This is a genomic window from Anatilimnocola floriformis, assembly GCF_024256385.1.
GTDB lineage: Bacteria > Planctomycetota > Planctomycetia > Pirellulales > Pirellulaceae > Anatilimnocola > Anatilimnocola floriformis.
Genome location: NZ_JAMLFW010000002.1, coordinates 303816 through 326872, shown reverse-complemented (window position 1 = coordinate 326872; position 23057 = coordinate 303816). Strand labels below are relative to the sequence as shown.

Sequence of the window (23057 nt, the reverse complement as noted above, 5' to 3'; positions counted from 1 at the left end):
TCCGTAGGACGAACCATTGGTTCGTCTCAAGCATCGCCAGTTCAGTTACACTTCTCGGACGGACCAATGGTCCGTCCTACATATTCGCTCGCCCTCGTTGAGTCCCATCCATGCGCTTCCTCATTCCTGCCGTGCTCTTGTGTTCGTTGTCTCTCGCTGGCTGCGGTGAAACCGTGCAGCCGAAAACCGAAGACCCCGCCGTGATCGAAAAGGGACGGCAAGAAGCGATTCAGAATTCGAACCGCGAAATGCAGCGACCAGCGCCGCCGCCAGGAACGAAGTCTGTGCCAGCCAACTGAATAAGCCGAGCCACGTATGACGTGCCGCTCTTGGAAAATCGTTGGCGGCGGCCGCCGTTGCCGATAAGATAAATCGTTGCTGATTCCTACCCGCGCCGTCCCTCCCGCCGAGCCCGCCTGATGAGCCATTATCGAAATTGCGCTGGCATCTCTCGCCGCGATTGCTTGCAGCTCGGCCTGACTTCAGCCGTCGGACTGGGGCTGAGTCAAATGTTGGGACTGCGAGCCCAAGCCGCGGCGCCGACGGTGCGGCAGGCCAAGGCCAAGAGCTGCATTTTGATTTGGATGGACGGCGGGCCGACGCACTTCGAAACGTTCGACCCCAAGCCCGATGCGCCCGCCGAAATCCGCGGCGAGTTTGAGCCGATCAGCACCAAGGTTGCCGGCGTGCAGTTTTCGCAGCACATGACGAAGCTGGCCGGGATGCTCGATCAGATCAGCGTCATTCGCTCGATCCGTCACGATCAAGGAAACCACGGCGCGGGGAATCATTACATGATGACCGGCGCGCCGCCGCGCATTCCCGTCGGCTGCGGTGCGTTCGTCAGTTTTCATCCGAGCATGGGCTCGGTCGCGGCGTATGAGCTCGGCAAGGACAACGGCTTGCCGAATTACTTTTCGATTCCCAGCATGAGCCGTTCGGGCGGTCCGAATTTTCTCGGCGCCAAATACGCGCCGTTCGTCGTCGGCGGCGATCCGAACTCTGCCGATTTTCGTGTCCGCGATGTCGCGCTGCCGCAAGGGCTAACCGAAGACCATTTCAATCGCCGCACCGATCTGCGCAAGCTTGTCGACCGCATCGAGCGTATCAACGATCCAGCCGCTGGCGATCCGGTTGGTGGACTCGATGAATATTATCGACAGGGATATGACCTGATCACGTCGACCGCGGCCCAGGCGGCGTTCGACATTCATCGCGAGAAAGAGTCCGTTCGCGAGCGCTACGGCCGGAATGGCTTTGGCCAGCGAGCACTCCTCGCACGACGACTCGTCGAAGCGGGTGTGCCGTTCATCACGATCAACGACGGCGGTTGGGATCATCACAGCGATATTTTTCCAGCCCTGCGCAAGCGATTGCCCGATTGGGACAACACGGTGGCGACGCTCATCGCCGATCTGGCCGAGCGGGGGCTGCTCGAATCGACGCTGGTCGTGGCCCTCGGCGAATTCGGCCGCACACCGGCCATCAGCACATTGAGCGGACAAAAACTGGCAGGCCGCGATCACTGGGCCAATGCGATGTCGGTGCTCATCGCCGGCGGTGGCACACCAGGCGGCGTGGTTGTCGGCAGCACCGATCGCAAAGGCTACACGGCCAACGATCGGATTTTGTCGCCTGAGAATTTCGTGTCGACGATTTACACCAAGCTCGGCATCGATCCGGGCAAGATTGTTTACACGCCGCAAGGCCGGCCGACCCATCTCGTCAGCGATTCGACGACGATCAAGGAATTGCTGTAAGAGCAGCGTTTCACGCGGCAATCGCAAGTCAAGAACGTCAGCGAGGGCGATCGTCCTAAGGACGCGCCCTCGCTATGTTTCTTGGCTTATCAGCAGCGTTTCTTAACGCAGCGGATTGGCCGGAATCGAAGCATCGTACCGTTGAATGCGGATCGGCGTAGCCGATGAGGTGCTGACGGTCGAGAGCGTCGCCGGCGGAGCTGGCGGCACGTCATCGGCCACCATCAACGAGACGGTTTCGATCTCTGGCACGATCGACACTTTCATGGTCGCTGGTTCGCGGCTGGCGATTTTCACCGGAGGAGCAACAGGCCGTTGCGGCGCAGGTGCGGCGGCGGCAGGTTGAGCCTTGATGCGAACCGGGGCCGCAGCATAAGGATCGAGCTTGGCCGGAGTCGGCATGGGCATCGTGTTCCGTGCGGTGACGGTGTTGTTCTTCTTGTAGTACTGTTTGTAAGTGCTCTGGCCCGGGGCCGGCGAGTTCGGGTCCATCGGCCGGTTGTCGTCTTTGAACGGGTTATCGTCCATCATCGGCACCGGCGGGTGCATCATCGGAACGCCGTCGCTGCAGCCAACCTGGCAAGGAGTGCTGCAACCCATTTTGCACGGGCTGCAACAGCTAACCGGACCGACGCAGCTAGCCGAACCGCAGCTCGACCCGCAACCGAAACCACACTTGGGTTTGCAGAAGGCGAAGAAGTGAGCCCGGCTCTTGGTGCAGCACGAACCGCACGACGACCGCGTTTCGCAGCCAGCCGAGCAGCTAGAGCAACTTGAGCAGCTCGAATTGCAATTGATCGAGTTGCAGCCGAGGCTGCAGGGCAGCAGGCAATCGAGCGAACGCAAGCCGCGGTGCAGCCGTTCGAGCAGGCACGGTTTGGGGCAGCAATTGCCGACCGAGGGACCGGGCACCGGAGTGCAGCAGCCGGGCGCTGCACAAGTCGGCGCTGGTTCCTGACAACCGCAACCGCCTTGGTAATAGCCGACCGGCTTGATGATCGAACGAGTGGCGATTTCGGGCCCCGAGTAAGCAGCTTGTTGCTGCGAGTAGCCCGGCTGTTGCCGAAAGTAAGCCGACTGCTGAGCCGTGGCCAGCAGCGGAATCGTCCCCACGATTCCGAGTGCAATCCAAAGTGACTTCATAGTATCCCCCGTGCGATGGCCGGAGTGGCTGGCGGCTGGTTGTGACCTGGCGCGCAGCGTTGCTCCGGTGGCATATCTGATCCGACTGTTACAACAGATCGATCAGTTACAACCGGCACGGCGAGAACTTTTGCATCGTCCGCTAGAAACGGAGTAACCGGCAAAGTCACTGCAGTTTGCCGAGAGCTGTGAACTCATGGCTGCGGATCGCGACAGTAATAAGACTTCGCAGGATTGAACGAAGCCCTGTGCGTGTTTGTGCCAGCGGTGCTATCGTCAACCGCGGTAAACGTGGTAAGGCTTATGGGTGACCAGAAATTGATTTGCGGCTGATGCCAGGGGTGCCGATTGACCCATCTTAGGTAGCTATGTTTCCGTGCGCGGAAGCTGGCATCCTCCTTGCCAGCTTGCTGGCTCGGTCAGGTCACGGATTGGCCTGAATGCCCCAAACGGATTTGCCAGGGACGTAATCTATGTCGCCGCGAACTCGCTGCCTCATCGCTGTTGTCGCTACCGGCCTGAGCTTGCCCATGTCTGTGTCCGCACAGGCCCCGGTTGCTCCGCCGAAGCAAGCCACGCTGTGGAGTTTCCTGGGCATTCCGCAGACCTACACCTCGGTCCGCGACAACTGGGACAACCGGCTGGGCAATCGCCCGCAGGCCGAACGTAAGCCTAACCTCATTCGCCTGGCCGACCCCAAGAACTTGGAGTCGCCCAATCCCGCCATCAAGAAGGCGGCCGAGATCAAGAAGGAAGAAGATCTCGCCAAGCAGAAGATTAAGGCGGTGAAGTATCTCACCAAGATTGGTTGCGGCTGCTACAACCGCGACGGCAGCATCACCGACGCGCTGCTGAAGGCGCTCGACGATTGCACCGAAGACGTGCGCTATCAAACGGTGAAAGCGATCACCGAAGCCGCCAACGGCGAAGCCTGTGCGAACTGCAAAAACAAAAGCTGCTGCAGCGAAGAGCTGTCGAACAAGCTGTATGAAATGGCTTACGAACGCGATGACGCCGGCTGCTTCCTCGAACCTTCGGAACGGGTTCGCAATGCGGCCGCCGAAGCGCTGCGGGCTTGCTGCCCCGGCCGTGGCCCGCAGGATGGCTTTATCCTCGACGAAACCGATGGTCCTGGAACGGGCACCGGCGAAGTGATTCCGCAAGGCGAACGCCCCGAAATTCAGAATCCCGGTACCGGCGAACGCCCTAGCATTCCGCCGCCGCAGCCGACACCCGCTCCTGAGCTCGGCCCGGTGCCTGGTCCGCCAGCTCCGACCCCGGCCCGCAATCGCGGCCAGGATCCGGCCCCGCGCATTCAAGATGAAACGGGTGCTGCTCCGGTCCCTGGCCAACGCTCGAGCCGCCGTACGGCTGGCGTCTATAACGGTCAGCCGAAGATCATGCAAACGGGCGCTACCTTCCCCGCGGAAGTCGCACCGCCGGAGCTCGGCTACGATGCTGATCCAGCTCCCGCCCCGAGCAGCACGCTGGTGGAACAAGCACGCCAAGTGATTGCTCAACCCGCCCGGCAGCCCGCCACCTATTCGAAGCAACCAATGGCGCACTCGCAGCAGCAACAGCCAGTTGCTCGCCCAGCGGAACAACTCGGTGCTGCCGTCACGGCCAGCGTCGACGTGCGGAACAACCAAGCCATGGTTAACTTCACCCAAGGCGAACAAATCCGCGTCGGTACCGTGCTGCGGGCTTATCACAACTACGCGTTCACGGGCCGTCAGCCGGTGGGTGAGTTCGTGGTGATCCAAAGCACGCCCGGCTTCGCCATCGTTCGCCCACACGGCCAGACTCGGCTGAACAAGCTGGTGTCGGGCGATCAAATGCAATTGGCCGAGTAAGCAAGTCGCTTTCGCTCCAGCGAAAATGTGCGTCTTCTGAAGGCTGAAGTAATCTGAGCTTCAGCCCCTCACCCCAACCCTCTCCCCGGAATACCGAGGAGAGGGAGTTCTTGGGATGCTTTGTTGGCTTTCTGCCAGCAACGGCTATGCCTTGTCGCACCGGGGACACCGGCGCGAACTTGTTGCTAAAATGCCTGTCTTTGCCAGAACGACACCTTTCCGCCCGCAACGCGCACCACCCTGCGTGCGCTCAGCAAGAAGACAGCCATGCCTCGTTACAACCCAGCCACCATCGAACCCAAGTGGCAGCAATATTGGGACCAGCACCAGACCTTCAAAACCCCGGACATGCCTGTGGGGGAGAAGCTGTATGTGCTCGACATGTTCCCGTACCCGAGCGGCAGCGGTCTGCACGTTGGCCATCCTGAGGGTTACACGGCGACCGATATCGTGTGCCGGTTCGAGCGGATGCGCGGCAAGAGCGTGCTCCATCCGATGGGCTTCGATGCGTTCGGTCTCCCCGCCGAAGAGCATGCGATTCGCACGAACAAGCACCCGCGACTGACGACCGAGGAAAACGTCGCCACGTTCACGAAGCAGTTGAAGATGCTGGGCTTCAGCTACGACTGGAGCCGCGTGCTGTCGACGACCGACGTCGAATACTTCAAATGGACGCAGTGGATCTTTCTGGAACTGTTCGATACGTGGTTCGATCACGAAACGGGCAAGGGCCGGCCGATTGCGGAGCTGCCGATCCCGGTCGAAGTGAAAGCCGAGGGCGAGCGGGCCGTTCAGCAGTATCAGGACGAGCATCGCCTAGCCTATCAGTCTTATGCGCCGGTCAATTGGTGCCCGAAGCTGGGCACGGTGCTGGCCAACGAAGAAGTGATCGACGGCAAGAGCGAAGTCGGCGGCCATCCGGTCATCCGTCTCCCGCTGCGACAGTGGATGCTGCGAATCACCGCTTATGCCGATCGGCTGGAGAAGGATCTGGATCAGGTCAACTGGCCCGAAGGGATCAAGAAACTGCAGCGCGATTGGATCGGCCGCAGCGTCGGCGCGGAAGTCGATTTCTACATCGGGCCAGCTGCTGAATTTAGTAATTGGGGCTGCTCGCGCTCGAAGACCAAATTTCCGCGCAAGCCCGACGACAATGTGCTGCGGATTTACACGACTCGCCCCGACACGCTGTTCGGTGCGACCTACATGGTCATCGCGCCGGAGCATCCCTTCGTCGCTCATCTGACCACGCCAGCCCAACAGGCTGCCGTGACTGCCTACTGCGAAAAGGCCGCCAGCAAAAGCGATCGCGAGCGGCAGGAAGACACGAAAAAGAAGACCGGCGTCTTCACCGGTTCCACCGCCATTAATCCCGTGAACGGCCAACCCGTGCCGATTTGGGTCGCCGATTACGTGCTGTGGGGTTATGGCACTGGCGCGATCATGGCCGTTCCTGCGCATGATGAGCGGGACTTTGAATTTGCACAGACGTTCGATCTGCCGGTGATCGCGGTCGTCGATCCAGGCGACAACGATGAAGTGGATCGCCGCGAAGTGCTGGCCGGTAAGGTTTGCAGCACCATCGATGGCGTGTCGTGCAATAGTGGCCCGTACAACGGCTTGATGACCGGCGAATTCAAGCGCCGCATCACTGCCGATCTGTCCGGCGCAGGTTTGGGGCGCGAAGCCGTCAACTACAAGCTGCGCGATTGGCTGTTCAGCCGGCAGCGTTTTTGGGGCGAGCCGTTTCCGATCCTGCATGAGGTCGACGCTGCCGACAAACCGACCGGGGTGATTCGCGCGGTTTCGCAAGTCGATCTGCCCGTCGATCTGCCGCACATCGAAGAATTCAAACCCACCGGCACCCCCGAGCCGCCGTTGAGCAAAGCGCCGATCAGCTGGCTGTATCCCGAAATCAACGGCCAGCGCTACGTGCGCGAGACGAACACCATGCCGCAGTGGGCCGGCAGCTGTTGGTATTACCTGCGGTTCATTGACGTGAGGAACGGCCAGGTCTTTATCGATCGCGAAAAAGAAAAGGCCTGGATGCCCGTCGATCTGTACGTCGGCGGCGCCGAGCACGCGGTGCTGCACCTGCTCTACTCGCGGTTCTGGCACAAGGTGCTGTTCGACCGCGGACACGTCAGCACAGCCGAGCCGTTCAAGAGCTTGATCAACCAGGGGATGATCCTGGGCGAGGTCGAGTTCACCGGCTACGTTCGGGCAGGCGGCGCGTTTGTGAGCGCTGCGGAGGTGACGGATGACGACGAAGGAAACGCCATCGTCAAAGTGAGCGGCGAAGCAGTCACGCCGCAGAAAATCAATGCAGATGACGTCGAGAAGAAGGGCGATTCATTTGTCCTGAAGGCTGATCCGAGCATTCGGATCGAAAGCCGGGCCTTCAAGATGTCGAAGAGCCGCGGCAACGTGATCAATCCCGACGATGTGGTCAAAGGCCACGGCGCCGATTCGCTGCGCCTCTATGAAATGTTCATGGGCCCGCTGCCGGCGACCAAACCCTGGAGCATGGCCGGCGTGAGCGGTGTGCGCGGCTTCCTGGATCGCGCCTGGCGATTGATTGTTGAAGACCGCGCGGATGATCTGGTGCTGTCGTCGACGCTGCAAGACGTCGAGCCGACCGAGGAGCAAGCCCGCACACTGCACAAGACGATCAAGCAAGTGACTCGCGACATCGACAACAAGGACTTCAACACCGCCATCGCGCGGATGATGGAGTTCACCAACTTCTTTACGAAGCAAACGGTTCGGCCGCGCTCGGTGATGAAGAGCTTCGTGCTGATCCTGAGTCCTTTCGCGCCGCACATCGCCGAAGAACTGTGGCAACTGCTGGGCGGCAAAACAACGCTGGCCTACGAACCTTGGCCGACTTTCGACGAAGCCCTGACCAAGGACGCCGAGATCGAAATCCCAGTGCAAATCCTGGGCAAGCTCCGCGGCAAAGTGGTCGTTCCGGCCGGCAGCGATCAAGATACGATCCTGGCCGCAGCGCAGGCCGATCCACGCATCGCCGAATTGCTGACGGGCAAAACGATCGTCAAGTCGATCGTGGTCCCCGGCAAACTGGTGAATTTTGTGGTGAAGTAAAGTCGCCTTTCATTCCGCGGCCAACCATGACTGCCTCCGCCCAACTCGACAAAGTGCTCGACGCTGCCGTGGAAGAACCTGGCGCCGAGCCAGCCGTTGATCCACTGCCGCTCGAGTCGCGCCTCGACGATCAGCGTCGCGGAGCATCGTGGCAGGAGATCCAAGAGAATCGCGGCTTGCTCCTCAGCACGCTGTTCTTCGTGACGGCAGCGCTCGGCCTGCCGCTGCTGTGGCGAAGTCGAGCGTTTTCGCCGCTGGCAAAAGTGCTGCTGACCGTGGTGGTGTTGGCTTACACTTCCTTGCTGTTCTGGATCACCTGGCAGGTAATGCTGTGGAGTTACCACCGCGTGGCAAATTCCCTATGAAGACCATCGCTGAACCACTGCCGGCGAGCTCACTACCCACAAGCCCGCGGCTGGCGTCGATCGATGCGTATCGCGGCTTCGTCATGCTGCTAATGATGGCCGAGGTTCTTCACCTTTCCAAAATTGCCGCGGCTTTGCCGGACAGCCAGTTCTGGAAGTTTCTCGCCTGGCATCAAACGCACGTGCCGTGGGCTGGTTGCACGCTGCACGATTTGATTCAGCCGTCATTCTCATTCCTCGTCGGCGTGGCGATGCCCTTTTCCATCGCAGCCCGACAACTGAAGGGCGATACGACCGGTCGAATGTTTGGCCACGCCGTGTGGCGAGCGCTGCTGCTCATTTTGCTCGGCGTGTTTCTCCGCTCGATGAACAAATCGCAGACCTACTGGACCTTCGAGGACACGCTCTCGCAGATCGGGCTCGGTTACGTGCCGCTGTTCCTGCTGGCCTTTGCGCGCGAGCGTTGGCAGTGGGTTGCACTCGTCGTCATCGTTGTGGGCTATTGGCTGGCGTTTGTTTTGTATCCGCTGCCGCCGGCGGATTTCGATTACACGACGGTCGGCGTCAATCCGGATTGGCGTTTTCACTACGACGGACTCGCGGCGCATTGGAATAAGAACACGAACCTCGCGATGGGTTTCGAGCGGTGGTGGCTGAACTTGTTCCCGCGCGAAAAGCCGTTCGCGTTTCATCCCGGCGGTTATGCCACGCTCAGCTTCATTCCGACGCTCGGCACGATGATTCTTGGGCTCCTCGCCGGCAACTGGCTGCGACGCGATTGGCCCACCTCGCGCAAGATCGGCGCGATGTTGATCGCCGGCGGCGTGCTGCTCGCCCTCGGTTTGATTGCTCACGAAACCGGCATTTGCCCGGCCGTTAAACGAATCTGGACTCCCTCGTGGACTCTCTACAGCGGCGGCTGGTGTTTCGTTCTGCTCGCTGGTTTCTACACGATCATCGACGTCGCAAATTTCAAATCGTGGTCCTATCCACTACGCGTCATCGGCGTGAACAGCATCGCCGCGTACGTTCTCGCGCACGGCCCTGACCAATTCTTTCGCAAGTCGCTGCAAATCCATATCGGGCCAGACGTATTTCTAGTCTTCGGCCCGGCTTACGAACCACTCGTCAGCGGCGGCCTGGTGCTGTTCATCCTCTGGCTGATTCTGCTGTGGATGGATCGGCGGCGGATTTATTTGAAGATCTGACGATACTGGAGCAACCGCAGATGGAAGATGAGTATCTGCAAATCCGGTTCGACTATTGGGATGACTTCGTCGGCGCGTTTGAACCGTCGAAGGTGCTTCGTCTACTGCAGCAGTTTTTTACGGATGCGGAGATCGACTCCACTGACCATCAGCGTGTTCAGCTGTTACGTGAAATTGAACACTGGTCGCAAACCGAGATGCCCACCGAGCAACGCGAATCGTTGGTTCGGCAGTCGTGGGGAAATTACCAAACCAACGGCCCGACTTATCGCTTTGTGATCCTGTTCGCGGCTGGCAGGCGAGTTTCGGGCTGGTCGCGAAGGCTGACAGTCGGCTTTCGCGTTCCCGTCGATCTGCCGGCCGAGAATCGCGAGCAATTGTTGGCGTTCTTGCGTTCGCTGCGAATGGGTGAGCCGGTGTTGAGCGACGCTGGCGACGAGGAGCCGGGCTCGCCGTGATCGATCTTGACGGCAGTTAGTCATTTTGCGATTACCCCCAAACTTCCGTATTTTGGCAACCCGCTAGCGCTTTCGTGTCTTCCGCCATGGCAGGAGCTCCTCTCATGCTGCCTGCTCGCAATTTTGGCTGGCGGCTCTGCGTTTTCCTGTGCCTGTTTGCCATGCTGGCATCCACAGCTCAGGCTCAGTCGCTGGGGCAACTGCGCAGCGAAGTGCGCGTGAAGGATCCTGCGCCGCCTCGCGAGCCCGATCGCAGTCAAGATAATCAGCATGACGATGATGATGACTGCGACGACAGTGATTCGTATGAATCCGACACCATCAAGTTCATTGGGCTGCTGAGCGCTGTTGCCATCACGGCGCCCGTTTGGGTGCCAATGAAATTTGCCGACGATGAGCTGAGCCGGCCGGGATACTTTCCAGCGTTTCCGTATCAGTACGACGTCGGCTACATGCTGATTCCGCCGAATGTGTACGAGGGAAACACTGGCACGCGCGATCCATTCACCTATGCCGTGCGGGCCCGCAGCGATTACGGCACGAATTTCACGGGCCTGAACTGGGTCGGCGGGCAGGTGCTGGCCGAGTTCTCGACGCGGTTTGGTCTGGAGAGCGATTTCCGCTTTTATCAGCAGGATTTTTTCAACCCGCCGCAAAATGCCGCGCACGACACGGCTTGGCTGGGCGACGCCAATGTTTTTTATCGCTTTGCCCAGAACGAATTCATGCAGTTTCGCACTGGCCTGGGCGTGAACTGGCTCAGCGATCGGCTGCATACCGACGTCGGTTTCAACTTCACCTACGCTGCCGATTTCTATTCGACCAAGCCCTGGGTCATCTCCGGCGAGTTCGACTGGGGCCGGCTCGGCGACGAAACGCTGCTGCACGCCCGAATCACCACCGGCGTGCAAGTGAAAGGGCTCGAAGCCTACGTCGGCTACGACCTGATCGACGTCGGCAAGTTCCAAAGCAACTCGCTGATCGCCGGCGTGCGGTTGTGGTTTTGAACTTGATCAGAGTATGCGTTTGCTGGCAAGCTAAACTTGGAATTAGCATTCCGCCGGGATAACATACAATCATGGCAGCAAACGACTCTAATACCGATTCGCTGGGATCACCCCCGACGATCATTCAGGCACAGGCCCATACCACGCCAGATGGTGTGTTGAATCTCAGCGTTCCTGTGGGACTCGCCGATGTGGATGTGGCCGTAGTGCTGCAAGTGAAAGCTCTCCGGGTATCAACCGATCTCGATGAGAATGGCTGGCCGCGAGGCTACTTTGAACAAGTTCCGGGGTCGATGCCGGATTTGCAGCGACCGCCGCAGGGCGAATTTGAACGCCGGTTGCCGTTCGAATGATCTACCTTCCAGATACAAATGTTTGCGTTGCCTTTCTACGTCGACGCAGTCTGAAACTCATCGGTCGCTGGCAAGCCACGCCCGCGCAGAACATTGTGTTGAGTTCTGTGATCGTCTACGAGCTTCGCTATGGGGCGGAACGAAGCGCTGATCCTGCGCGCGAACATGCAAAACTTGACAAGTTCCTTGCGCCCTACGCCTCACTTCCCTTTGATGATTTGACGGGACAGCACTGCGCAACGATTCGGTGTCAGCTCGAAAGGTCTGGCCAAGTAATTGGGCCACATGACCTGCAAATCGCCGCAACTGCCTTGCAGCATCAACTAATTCTTGTCACTCACAATGGTCAAGAATTTCGCCGCGTTCCTGGTCTCACTTGTGAAGATTGGGAACCCTAAGCCAACTCTCAGATCCGCGATCCCGAACCTGTCGCGTCAACCCGCCTCTTTATTGGCACACCCGGCGAGTAAATCCCGACGCTAACTGCCCTCGCGCGGACTGGCGTAAATTCGCTAAGATAGTCTGCTTACGTCGCGTCAATTCGTTCCTAACGCTCCTCCCAGCCCGCTGGCTCGCATGTCCACTTTTTCCCCTGAATCGATCTCCAGCCGCTTTGATTTCGCCGAAACGCAAAGCCGTCTCTTTGCCCAGTGGGAGGCCAGCGGTGCCTTTCATGCCGAGCCGCCGAAGTCGGGCGAGGCCGATCCTTCGAAAGGGCCGTTTTGCATTGTCATTCCGCCGCCGAACGTCACCGGCGCGCTGCACCTGGGGCATGCGCTGAACAACACGTTGCAAGATTCGCAGATCCGCATGCATCGGATGCAGGGTTACAACACCCTCTGGATGCCCGGCACCGATCACGCGGGCATCGCCACGCAGGCCGTGGTCGAGCGCCGCATTCGCGAGGAGGAAGGAAAGAGCCGCCACGATCTGGGCCGCGAAGAACTGGTGCGGCGCATTTGGGAATGGAAAGACAAGTCGGAGCAGCGAATCATCAGCCAATTAAAAGGGATGGGCTGCAGCTGCGATTGGGAGCGGCTGCGTTTCACGCTCGACGAGCAGTGTGCCACGGCAGTTCGCCAGACGTTCTTCAATCTCTTCAGCCAGGGCAAAGTCTATCGCGGCAAGAAGCTCGTCAATTGGGACACCTTCCTGCAAACGGCGGTCAGCGACGACGAAGTCGAACAAGTGACCGTCAAAGGCAAGTTCTGGCACTTCCGCTATGCCGTCATCGCGCCGCAAAAAGGCGAGCCTGAGTTCGTCACGATTGCGACCACGCGGCCCGAGACTATGCTGGGCGACACCGCGGTCGCCGTTCATCCCAACCCGGCCCGCGCGCTCGACAAAGCAGAAGCCGAATTGCGCGAACGTCTGGCCAAAGCCAGCGGCAAAGACCAAGAGCCGATTCAAGCGCAGCTCGATAACATCGCCGCGCGACGGACGGAGTTGTTGCCGCAGTTGATCATCTTGCGCGATATGGCCAAGGCCGGTCGCAAGTTGATGTTGCCGCTGCTGAATCGCGAAATCCCACTCGTGGCCGACGACTGGGCCAAGCCCGAGCTCGGCACCGGCTGCGTGAAGATTACGCCCGCGCATGACCCGAACGACTATATGGTCGGTCAGCGTCAAAAGCTGCCGCTGATCAACATTCTTAATCCCGATGGCACGCTGAACGCCGAAGCCGGGCCTTATCAAGGCCTCACGATCCAGAAGGCGCGCACGAAGGTTGTTGCCGATCTGGAAACGCTCGGCCTGCTCGGTGATGTGGAAGATCGCGAGATCGAACTGCCGCATAGCGACCGCAGCAAGACGCCGATCGAGCCGTATCTCGCCGATCAATGGTTCGTGAAAATGAGCGACGACGACGGCGGCAAGGCCGGTCTCGCGCAAATGGCCATGGATGCCGTCACCTCGAGCAAGGTGAAGATCTATCCCGAGCGTTACGCCAAGAGCTATCTCGATTGGCTGGGCGAAAAGCGCGATTGGCCCGTCAGCCGACAATTGTGGTGGGGACATCGCATTCCGATTTGGAGCCGTGCGAAATGGGACGGCGAAGACTATTCGGAAGCTGCCGTTCGGGCTTACTTTCAGAAGTTCGTCATCGGCCCCGCCTGCGGTGACGATGCGGAAAAGACCAAAGCCGCGATGCAAGGTTTCGCCTGCAGCTACTCTGGCGAGCAATTGCACATCTGCCTGGCCGATGCCGCGCTCGTCGAAAAGATTCGCGAGACCATCACGAAGATGGGTTACGTCGAAGATCCCGACGTGCTCGACACTTGGTTCTCCTCCGCCCTTTGGCCGCACAGCACGCTCGGTTGGCCGCAGCAAACGCGCGAGCTCGAGTATTACTATCCCACCAGCACGCTGATCACCAGTCGCGACATCATCACGCTGTGGGTCGCGCGGATGGTGCTCACTGGCTTGTCGAATCTCGGCGAGATCCCGTTCCATGAGGTCTTCATCCATCCGAAGATTCTCGATGGCTACGGCGAGACGATGAGCAAGAGCAAAGGCAACGGCGTCGACCCGCTCGACGTCATCGAAAAGTTCGGCGCCGATTCGCTCCGCTTCGGTCTCGCGGCGCTCACGACCGAAACGCAAGACGTCCGCATGCCGGTGCAGTTCGAATGCCCGCACTGCCAAGCCTTGGTCGATCAAACGACGAAGAACCGCATCCTGCCGCGCGTGGCTTGCACCAAGTGTGGGAAGGAATTCTCGACGCAATGGGCGAACAAGGATGAGGACAAGGCCGTGCCGCGCGCTCCGGTCGTGAGCGAGCGGTTTGAAGTGGCCCGCAACTTCATGAACAAGCTGTGGAACGCGGCCCGCTTCTCGCTGATCAATCTCAGCGAGTACTCTGCAGCCCCGGTCGACGTGAGCAAACTCGCCACCGAAGATCGCTGGCTGATTTCGCGCCTCGCCACGGTCACCGAGCAAGTCACAACTGCGTTCAAGACGTATCACTACGCCGACGCGACGAAGGCGCTGTACGACTTTGCCTGGGATGACTTCTGCAGCTTCTACGTCGAAATCACGAAGGCCCGCATGAGCGATCCGGCCGAACGGCCCGTCGCGCAGCGAGTCCTTGCGCACACGCTCGACGTGCTCCTGCGGTTGCTGCATCCCCTCATGCCGTTTGTCACCGAAGAGATCTGGCAGCTGCTCGGCAAGATCGCGCCCGTGCGCGGCCTGGCCAAGCCGGAACAAGCTGCGCCGCTGTGCATTACCGCGCCTTGGCCGACGGCGACGAAGGCACATCAAGATGCCGCGACCGAAGCTCGCTTCGCCACGTTCCAAGCGGCGCTCGGCGCCATTCGCGAAATCCGCAGTCGGCAGAACATCGCGATGAAGAGCCCGATCGAGTTCAGCGTGAAGTGCAGCGACGAAACAGCGGCTCTGCTCAAGCCGATGACGCCTTACTTCCAAGCCATGGCCAATGCGCAATCGGTCGTGCTCGGCCCTTCGGCCACTCCGCCGGCAACGCACGCCAAGAACGCGCTGAGCGGCATGGAGATTTACGTCGACCTCAAGGACTTCATCGACAAGGACGCCGAAATCGCGAAAGCGAAGCAGCAGATTCCCAAGCTCGAAGCCTTGATCAAAGGCAAAGAAGGCAAGCTCAGCAACGCCGCCTTCGTCGACAAAGCGCCAGCCAACGTCGTGCAAACCGAACGCGACGCGCTGAACGCAGCGAAGGAACAGCTTGAGGCGCTGAAGCAGACTTTGGCGCAATTGGAGAAGTCGAAGTAGTCACTACCCGGAACTGCCGGTTGGGCCTAAAAGTCAACTAGCGCTGCGTCCAAGTCTCGGGCGCCGTGCAACACGCGCACGATTTCGATGTTGGTGGAATGATCGAAATAGAAAATCAAATGATTGGGAAACCCGCGTATCGGAAAGACGCGAATGCCAGCCAGTCGCTGTACGCTCGTGAGATATAGACCACCGATGCCGGGCGAATTTTGCAACATTTGAATGGTTGCGTCGCACTCGTCCAAAAATCGCAGAGCTGCGGCTGCGCTTCGCTGGTCAAGGTAAAGGGCTTGGTCCACGATGTCGATTCGTGCACCGGGTCGAATCGAAACAGATTTAGCCACGTCGCTGCTCGACTTCAGCGCGGATCCGTTGCCATTCAGCCGTGTTGAGGGGAATTGGCTCGCCGCTGTCCAGGCCTTCGATCAGCAAGTCTGCCAACTTCGCCTTGCCGAGCTTAGCGCGCTCGATCAGCGCCTGAATGTAAGCAGCCGGACCAGCGAACTGTCCTGCTTGAGTTTCGCTCGCTACGAACTGCTGCAAGTCATCGGAGAGCTGCAAAGTGACATTCGTCATACAAATCGTTCCAGACTTTGGCGAAGTGAGTCGGCTTGAATTATAAACTGCTTGTTGCCGTCGTGCCTCCTGTTACGTCGCGCCGGCATTTCGCCTCCTTCCCTGCTGCACTTCTACCCGAAGGCTCTCCATGAGATCGCTACTTTCCTTCCTGGCTCTTTGCCTCTTCGCCACAACAGCGTTCGCCGCCGAAAAAGGGATCTTCGATTACGAAGGCCAAAAAGCCGCTGGCGAGAAGGTGAAGAAAATCATCTTCATCGCCGACGCCGGCACGCATGGGCCGCGCGGCAATCATGAGTTCATGGCCGCGTCGATTTTGTTTGCCCGTACGCTCAACGAGGTTTATCCCGACGTGCATGCGGTTGTGCATTCGACGCGCAACTGGCCGACCGATGTCGCGCATGCCGATGCATTTGTGGTTTCGCTCAACCATGGTCAAAAGGCCGCGACCGATCCGAACATTGCCGCGGCGGTGCGCAAGGGCGCTGGCTTCATGGCGATTCACTTCGGCGTCGAGGTGAACAAGGGAGACGCCGGCGATAACTACACGCGCTGGATGGGTGGTTACTTCGAAACGTTCTGGTCGGTGAATCCGTGGTGGACGCCAGAGTTCAAGGAGATCCCCGAGCACGCACTAACGCGCGGCGTGAAGCCCTTCAGCGTGAAGGACGAATGGTACTACCACATGCGTTACAAAGACGGCATGGCCGGCGTTACGCCGATTCTCTCGGCCGTGGCTCCGCTCAGCACCGTGCGCAAGGAACCGAGCGATCGCGGCGGCAACGCGGCCGTGTTCGAAGAAGTTTCGGCCGGCAAACCGCAGGTTATGGCCTGGGCGTATGAGCGCGAGGACGGCGGCCGCGGCTTCGGCTTCACCGGCATGCACAACCACTCGAATCTCGGCGATAACAACTTCCGCACGTTGCTGCTCAACGGCTGCGCTTGGGTTACGAAACTCGAGATCCCCAAGGACGGCGTGCCGTCGCAGCCGCTCGATAAAGACGCGCTCGAAAAGCTGATCGACGAAGCTCAAAAGGCGATCGCAGAAAAGAAGTAGCCGAAATAACGGCAGCAACTTCCGCACAGCCCGCAAAATCGCCACGGCGGCGGGCTATCTATTTGCGAGGGATCGCTCTTTCAGCCTAAAATCGAAGTTCCCTCCTGCTGGCGGCTGCGCGGCGTTTTCGCGCATCGGTCGCTCCTCAAACTTTTGCTTCTGGATGCGTGCATGAACCGCGCTCTATTTCTGCGTTGGTCGCTGCTGACGACTTGTTCCCTGGCGCTGGCCCTTGATGGTTCGCTCCGCGCGCAAGAACCAACCGACAAGCCCGCTGGAGTGAAGGCGGAAGAAAAGAAACCGGAAGAAGCCAAGGCCGAAGAAAAGAAGCCAGAGGAGAAGAAGGACGACGAGAAAAAGTCGGACGAAAAGAAACCTGAAGAGAAAAAAGACGATTCCAAACCGGAAGAAAAGTCGGACGAAAAGAAGGCCGAGGAAAAGCCCGCGCCGAATGGTCCGCTGCCGGGGCAATCACACCATGGCGAAGTCTTCAACGAAGGGCCGCGGCAAAAAGCCTATTTGATGCCGGGCATGCCGAAGATCGTCTTTCCGGTGACGACCAAAAATCCCGAAGCCGCGGCCTTCGTGCTGCAGGGCATCGGACAGGTACACGGCTTTTGGTACTACGAAGCCGAGCGTTCTTTCCGCCAGGCGGCGTTCCTCGATAAGGACTGCGCCATCGCCTACTGGGGCCTGGCCATGGCGAACATCGACAACTCCACCCGCGCCAAGAAGTTCATGGCCGAGTGCGTCAAGCACAAAGCGGGCGTGAGCGAGCACGAGCTGATGTATATCGATGCTCTCGATGCCTGGTTCAAAGCCGACAACAACAAAAAGAAAGAACGGAACGAGTCGTATACTCGCGCGCTCGAAAAGATCCTCTACAAGTATCCAGACGATCTCGAGGCCCGCAGTTTTCTCGCGCTACAACTCTGGAAGAACCGCGACTCCGGCCTGCCGATCAGCAGCTTCCTGGCGGTCGACGCGCTCAACGATCAGGTCTTTTTGAAGAACCCACTTCATCCCGCGCACCACTATCGCATTCACCTGTGGGACAACGAACGCTCGGAAAACGCTCTCGCCTCGGCGGCCCTCTGCGGTCAATCGTCGCCGGGCATCGCCCACATGTGGCACATGCCGGGGCATATCTACAGCAAGGTTCGTCGCTACGACGATGCTTGTTATCAGCAAGAAGCCTCGGCCCGCGTCGATCACGCTCACATGATGCGCGACCGCGTGTTGCCCGATCAGATTCACAATTTCGCCCATAACAACGAATGGCTGATCCGCAACTTGATTCACACCGGCCGCATGCGTGACGCGGTCGACCTCGCGCAAAATATGGTCTCGCTACCGCGGCATCCCAAGTACAACACGGTCGACAAGGGAAGCTCGGCCCTCGGGCGCGCTCGACTGTGGGACGCGCTGACCAAGTTTGAGTTGTGGGACGAATTGCTCGCCCTCACCGAAACGCCATACCTCGACGCGACCGATAAGGAAGCCGAACAGCAAAAGCGGCAGCGGATGATCATCACCGCGCTGTATCGAACCGGCCAGATCGCTCACGCCGATGCGTTGCATGTCGCCATTCAGCAGCAGCTCGATGATTTGCTCGAAGACCAAACTAAGGCCGCCGCTGATGCCGAAACGAAGGCGAAGGACGAGAAGAAGTCGGAGGCCGATATCAAGAAGGTCGTCGAAGGTGCCAAGAAAGGCCTCGACAACAAGATCAATCCGCTGAAGAAGATGGTCGAAGAGTTTCAGGGGCATCAAGCGGTTGCGGCGGGGGATTTCAAAGCGGGGCTCGAACTGCTGAAGAAGGCCGGCAATCAAGACGCTGCTTACATCGCCTGGCTGCAACTCAAGGCGGGCAACGCCGACGAAGCCATCAAGGCCGCTGTGGCCAACGTCAGTAGCCACAAGAATGAAGTGTTGCCGCTGATGCAGCTTTGCGAAATTCAGCAAGCGGCTGACAAGATCGAAGACGCCAAGAAGACGTTCGCCGAGCTGCGCGGAATTTCAGGTCAGATCGATGCCAGCGCGCCGGTCTTTCAGCGTTTTGCTGCGACGGCTAAGGCCCTCGGTCAGGAGGGGGATTGGCGAATCGTGAAAGCGCCAAAGGCCGACACCGGCAATCGGCCTTCGCTCGATTCGCTCGGCCCATTTCGCTGGTCTCCTTCGCCGGCGCTCGACTGGCACTTGAAAGACGCAAACGGCAAAGAGCACGCGCTCGCCGATTATCGAGGCAAGCCGGTGGTCGTACTGTTCTTTCTCGGCTCGGGCTGCCTGCACTGCGCCGAGCAGATCAAGGAGTTCGGCAAGCTGAATTCGCAGTTCGCGGCGGCGGGCATTAATATTGTCGGCATCAGCAGCGACGACGAAGCCGGGCTAAAGACCTCGATCGACAACTACGGCAATGAGCCGCTGCCGTTTCAGCTCCTCACCGATGCCAAGTTCGACGCGTTTCATGCGTATCGTTGCTTCGACGATTTCGAAAACCTGCCGCTTCACGGCGCGTTCCTGATCGATGGCCAAGGCCTCGTTCGCTGGCAAGACATCAGCTACGAACCGTTCAAGGACGCGAAATTCCTGCTCGGCGAAAGTCAGCGGTTGTTGAAGCAAGCGATTCCGACCGTGGAAGCCAAACCTGTCACGCCGCCTATGGCACGTTTGCAACGGGAGGGCGAGGCTCCCGCCGAGCCGCTAATGGTGGAATCGCCAGCCCAGGCGGCAGTTGCCTTCAACCACGGCTCCGCGGGAGCGTCGCCCTCCCTCTGTGATACGAAACCCTATCAATCCGTTGGCTTTGTTGAATTCCCAAAGGACATTGAAATCGGCGCCGTCTCTGCCGTCGCCATCGGCAAGGATGATGAGATCTATGTACTGCAGCGCGGCGAAGTGCCGCTGCTGGCTTTCGACAAAGAGGGAAAATTTCTGCGCGGCTGGGGTCAAGGACTGTTCAAGTTGCCGCATGGCCTGCGAGTCGATCGCGAGGGGAACATCTGGACGACCGACAACGCTAACCACGTGCTGCGGCAGTTCACTCGCGAGGGGAAACTCGTTGGTACACTTGGTCAGGAAGGAAAAGGAGTCGGTGGCGAAACTGGTTTCAAAGCCCCCGATGATCTCGTGTTCGATTCGGCTGGCAACTTTTATGTCGCCGATGCCGGCAACTCGCGAATCGTGAAGCTCTCGCCCGAAGGAAAGTTCCTCTCGGCGTGGGGCAAGAAGGGGAAAGGCGAAGGCGAATTTGCCACCGCGCACGGCCTGGCCATCGATAGCAAGGATCGCATCTATGTCGCCGATCGCGGCAACAAGCGGGTGCAGATCTTCGATGCGGCGGGCAAGTACGTCGACAGCTGGACCTTCGGCGGCAACGCGTTCGGCCTGATCGTAATCGGCCAGGAGTTGCTCGCCAGCGAAGGCGATCAGCATCAGATCTACCACCTCGACACGACCGGCAAGACAGTCGCGACTTGGGGCAATCCCAAGGAACTGCTGCTGCCCCATCTCATGGCGCAAGATAGTCGCGGCCGTCTTTACGTCAGCGAAGTGAACGGCAAACGCGTGCAGATCTTCGAGCGGAAGTAGTTCGCTCTTAGCCGCGAACCGTCTCAGCTCTTCGCCACCAGCGACCGCAGCGTGCGCAGATTCACGGCATCGTACGGCTCGCCGTCTTCGTTTTCGCCTTTCTCGGTTTCCAGATACATGGGAACCGTGGCCAGACGCGGATCGTTCAGTAGCATGCGGAACGGTTCCAGGCCGAGAGCGCCTTGGCCGATGTGCTCGTGGCGATCAACGCGCGAGCCGAGCGGCTTTTTGCTGTCGTTCAGATGCATTCCTTGCAGCCGGCGAAAGCCGAGGTGCTGGTCGAACTCCTACCACATGGCTTCATACTCGGCGGGCGTGCCGAAAGGATAGCCGGCCGCGAGCGCGTGACACGTATCGATGCACACGCCGACCCGCTGCTCGTGCTTCACACCGGCAATGATCGCCGCGAGTTGCTCGAAGCGGCGACCCAATGTCGTTCCTTGACCAGCCGTATTTTCAAGCAAGATCTGCGCGCCGACTTCACCGGCCAATTCATGCACGCGGTTGATTCCCACAGAAACTCGCGCGACGGCGACTTCTTCGGTTTGATTCACGCCCGCTCCCGGATGCACCACGACATACGGAATGCCGAGCGCCGCGGCCCGCTGCAGTTCGGCCACCATTCCCTCGATCGACTTCTGCCACAACTCATCGGCTTCGGCGGCGAGGTTGATCAGATACGACGCATGCGAGAGCACGTGCTGAATGTGATGCTTCTCGCGCGACGCAACAAACTGCTGCACTTCTGCCGGCGTGATTTCCTTGGCTCGCCATTGGTTGTTATTCTTGGTGAAGACCTGGCAAGTCTCCATGCCGAGCGCGCCGGCGGCATCGAGGGCTTTGTAGTAACCGCCGGCGATCGACATGTGGGCGCCGAGTAAGGGCATTTGATTCGCTTTCTGATGTTCTGGTGAAATCGACGAACTTCGATAACCTAACGGATAGACCGCTTTGCTTTTGGCTTGAGCCTTGGGGTGAAGACTACCGGATTGCGCCGTCCGCAACACTTGAGCTTCACCATCCAGACCACCCGCGAGTGATTGCGAATGGCGTCGAACTCGAATGTGGACACGGTCGCCCTGAAGCCGGAACGTGAGACTCGAATGATTACTTACCAACTCGAATCCCAACTCACGCCCGCCGAGTTGATCGACGCGCTCCACCGTTCCACGCTTGCAGACTGACGGCCCGTTGCCGACGCCAAGTGCATTACCGCAAGTTAGTCAATAAAGCCGCATAGCACTTGGTAGAACTTCAAACAGTCATTTCCACCAGCCAATTGAGCACATCGGGTTGCGGCCTCCGTGGCACGGCCTTTCCAGTTCGACTTGTCCTTCCGGATACAGACAAAGTTCGCCAGCGCATCTAGAAACCGATCGCAGTCAACCGCACATTTCATGAAAACCGACGCGGGTGCCACACGCTCGCAGACGATGACTTCTCCGGCTGCATTCAAAACCAACGGATTGTTGTCAAAATCGCCAAGTATTTGGCCGCCTGTCGGATACTCAGATGCGACACCAGCGAATCGCAATCCGCCAATTTCTAGTTGCGAACAGTCATACTCGCGGATCAATCGCTCGACTTCGCAACCACCTTTCCAGGCTTGGCCGGTGTCATTTTTCTTAACGATGAACGTTGCTTGGATATCACGGATTTCCTCTTCATCAAGCCCATACTCCTCAAGCTCCTCGCCTGAGGGCATTGCGGCTCGGAGCCGTGTGACAAATTCATCCGCGTCCATCGTTACTCCTGGAACTAAACGAGACAACTCAAACAGAATTCGCAAAATATCCGGCAGATGCTTTGGCAGTTCGCTGTTCTAGTTCATAATCGCAATGCAAATTGGCCCGGCCAGCTATTCTGCGAGAAGTCTTAGTGATCGTCTACCAACTCGAACCCCAACTCACGCCCGCCGAGTTTATCGACGTACTCCGGCGTTCCACGCTCGCGGAGCGACGGCCCGTCGATGACGCAGAGTGCATGGAGGCGATGCTGAAGAACGCGCAAGTAATTCTCACGGCCCGTGATGAAAACAGTTTGCTCGTCGGCGTTTCGCGGGCGATTACTGACTTTGCTTACTGCACTTACCTTTCCGACCTTGCCGTGGATGAGCGGTTTCAAAAGCGAGGGATCGGCAAAGAGCTGATTCGCCGCACTCACGAAGCGGCTGGATTGAACACGACGCTGATCCTGCTCTCAGCGCCGAAGGCTCGCAGTTACTATCCGCACATCGGTATGCAGCCGCATGATTCGTGCTGGCTGATTGCGCGGCAAACGTAACTCAGTGCAGAAAATCAGTGTGGCCCTCACGCTCCGCGCGGGGAATCGCCACACGGAGTGTGGCAACTGCACTGCGAAATTATTTCGCCGGTGCTTTGTGCGGCGCTTTCACAGTCACGACTGGACACTGAGCTTTTCGCACAATCGATTCGGCCACGCTTCCCATCAGTAGGCGACCGAGGCCCGTACGGCCGTGCGAACCGACCACGATGAAGTCGGCGTTTTCTTCTTCGGCGGCTTGCACCACCGAGGTGGCCGGATCGCCGGTCACCAGACGATAGATCACCGGGATCGCCGGATCGGCGGGCTTCACCTCGTGCAGCATCCGCATCAGCTCTTTCTGATCGGGCTCGACGAGGCCGTAATACATTTCGCCGCCGCCATAGGCCATCGGCGGCTCTTCGACGTGCAGCACGATGAGCGTCGCGCCGCTATCGCGTGCCAACATCGTCGCCATCTGCAACGCGGCTTCGCCTGCCGTTGAAAAATCGACCGGCAGTAGGATTTTTTTCGCCTTCATCAGATCGCCCTCTCGTTGCTCGACATGA

General features: G+C 59.1%; 19 protein-coding genes and 1 pseudogene. 14 read left to right on the top strand and 6 right to left on the bottom strand.

All coding sequences use genetic code 11. From position 1 onward, the window contains the following. Window positions 1-110 precede the first annotated feature (110 nt). Together M9Q49_RS26040 and M9Q49_RS26035 are read left to right on the top strand one after the other, a co-directional pair. Entirely contained in the window at window positions 111-299 is a 189-nt protein-coding gene (locus M9Q49_RS26040) for a hypothetical protein (RefSeq protein WP_254512219.1), read from the top strand. 120 nt (window positions 300-419) lie between these two features. Continuing rightward, entirely contained in the window at window positions 420-1760 is a 1341-nt protein-coding gene (locus M9Q49_RS26035; RefSeq protein WP_254512218.1) for a DUF1501 domain-containing protein, read from the top strand. Window positions 1761-1862: 102 nt separating this feature from the next. On the opposite strand, the gene M9Q49_RS26030 is transcribed toward M9Q49_RS26035, so the two are convergent. Next, complete coding sequence (locus tag M9Q49_RS26030; RefSeq protein WP_254512217.1) at window positions 1863-2903, bottom strand: hypothetical protein; 1041 nt, start codon at window positions 2901-2903, stop codon at window positions 1863-1865. 530 nt (window positions 2904-3433) lie between these two features. On the opposite strand from M9Q49_RS26030, the gene M9Q49_RS26025 reads away from it, so the two are divergent. The 9 genes from M9Q49_RS26025 to M9Q49_RS25990 all read left to right on the top strand — a co-directional run bounded on the left by M9Q49_RS26025 (window position 3434) and on the right by M9Q49_RS25990 (window position 15002). Continuing rightward, window positions 3434-4756: a hypothetical protein gene (locus M9Q49_RS26025; protein WP_254512216.1), complete on the top strand. Its 1323-nt coding sequence runs from the start codon at window positions 3434-3436 to the stop codon at window positions 4754-4756. 267 nt (window positions 4757-5023) lie between these two features. Beyond that, a complete protein-coding gene (gene leuS, locus M9Q49_RS26020) occupies window positions 5024-7861 on the top strand; it encodes a leucine--tRNA ligase (RefSeq protein ID WP_254512215.1) in 2838 nt (945 codons plus the stop codon). A 26-nt stretch (window positions 7862-7887) separates the two neighbouring features. Continuing rightward, the gene (locus M9Q49_RS26015) at window positions 7888-8226 is read left to right on the top strand and encodes a hypothetical protein (RefSeq protein ID WP_254512214.1); all 339 of its coding nucleotides are present in this window, start codon (window positions 7888-7890) and stop codon (window positions 8224-8226) included. After that, window positions 8223-9434: an acyltransferase family protein gene (locus M9Q49_RS26010; RefSeq protein ID WP_254512213.1), complete on the top strand. Its 1212-nt coding sequence runs from the start codon at window positions 8223-8225 to the stop codon at window positions 9432-9434. Before M9Q49_RS26015 ends, M9Q49_RS26010 begins: the two co-directional genes overlap by 4 nt. Then, window positions 9398-9892, top strand: a complete 495-nt coding sequence (locus tag M9Q49_RS26005; protein WP_254512212.1) for a hypothetical protein — start codon at window positions 9398-9400, stop codon at window positions 9890-9892. Before M9Q49_RS26010 ends, M9Q49_RS26005 begins: the two co-directional genes overlap by 37 nt. Before the next feature lie 104 nt (window positions 9893-9996). Next, a complete protein-coding gene (locus M9Q49_RS26000; protein ID WP_254512211.1) occupies window positions 9997-10899 on the top strand; it encodes a hypothetical protein in 903 nt (300 codons plus the stop codon). A 71-nt stretch (window positions 10900-10970) separates the two neighbouring features. Further along, entirely contained in the window at window positions 10971-11252 is a 282-nt protein-coding gene (locus M9Q49_RS25995; protein ID WP_254512210.1) for a hypothetical protein, read from the top strand. Next, complete coding sequence (locus M9Q49_RS36200) at window positions 11249-11650, top strand: type II toxin-antitoxin system VapC family toxin (RefSeq protein WP_390844992.1); 402 nt, start codon at window positions 11249-11251, stop codon at window positions 11648-11650. Before M9Q49_RS25995 ends, M9Q49_RS36200 begins: the two co-directional genes overlap by 4 nt. A 178-nt stretch (window positions 11651-11828) precedes the next feature. Next, on the top strand, window positions 11829-15002 hold the full coding sequence (locus M9Q49_RS25990; protein ID WP_254512209.1) for a valine--tRNA ligase: 3174 nt from the start codon (window positions 11829-11831) through the stop codon (window positions 15000-15002). 26 nt (window positions 15003-15028) lie between these two features. On the opposite strand, the gene M9Q49_RS25985 is transcribed toward M9Q49_RS25990, so the two are convergent. Next, window positions 15029-15346 (bottom strand): type II toxin-antitoxin system RelE/ParE family toxin, encoded by a 318-nt coding sequence (locus tag M9Q49_RS25985; protein ID WP_315861207.1) that lies wholly within the window; start codon window positions 15344-15346, stop codon window positions 15029-15031. Continuing rightward, complete coding sequence (locus M9Q49_RS25980; protein WP_254512207.1) at window positions 15339-15578, bottom strand: ribbon-helix-helix domain-containing protein; 240 nt, start codon at window positions 15576-15578, stop codon at window positions 15339-15341. Before M9Q49_RS25980 ends, M9Q49_RS25985 begins: the two co-directional genes overlap by 8 nt. A gap of 130 nt (window positions 15579-15708) precedes the next feature. On the opposite strand from M9Q49_RS25980, the gene M9Q49_RS25975 reads away from it, so the two are divergent. Next, complete coding sequence (locus M9Q49_RS25975; RefSeq protein ID WP_254512206.1) at window positions 15709-16635, top strand: ThuA domain-containing protein; 927 nt, start codon at window positions 15709-15711, stop codon at window positions 16633-16635. 171 nt (window positions 16636-16806) lie between these two features. Then, window positions 16807-20226: a redoxin domain-containing protein gene (locus tag M9Q49_RS25970; protein ID WP_254512205.1), complete on the top strand. Its 3420-nt coding sequence runs from the start codon at window positions 16807-16809 to the stop codon at window positions 20224-20226. A 23-nt stretch (window positions 20227-20249) separates the two neighbouring features. Here M9Q49_RS25970 and M9Q49_RS25965 read toward each other — a convergent pair. Together M9Q49_RS25965 and M9Q49_RS25960 are read right to left on the bottom strand one after the other, a co-directional pair. Continuing rightward, window positions 20250-21113 (bottom strand): annotated as a pseudogene (locus M9Q49_RS25965) (deoxyribonuclease IV). 332 nt (window positions 21114-21445) lie between these two features. Then, a complete protein-coding gene (locus M9Q49_RS25960; RefSeq protein ID WP_254512204.1) occupies window positions 21446-21970 on the bottom strand; it encodes a hypothetical protein in 525 nt (174 codons plus the stop codon). Window positions 21971-22104: 134 nt separating this feature from the next. On the opposite strand from M9Q49_RS25960, the gene M9Q49_RS25955 reads away from it, so the two are divergent. Next, window positions 22105-22509, top strand: coding sequence for a GNAT family N-acetyltransferase (locus M9Q49_RS25955; protein ID WP_254512203.1), 405 nt, complete (start codon window positions 22105-22107; stop codon window positions 22507-22509). A gap of 79 nt (window positions 22510-22588) precedes the next feature. Here M9Q49_RS25955 and M9Q49_RS25950 read toward each other — a convergent pair whose 3' ends face one another. After that, a complete protein-coding gene (locus M9Q49_RS25950; RefSeq protein WP_254512202.1) occupies window positions 22589-23029 on the bottom strand; it encodes a universal stress protein in 441 nt (146 codons plus the stop codon). Window positions 23030-23057: the final 28 nt, after the last annotated feature.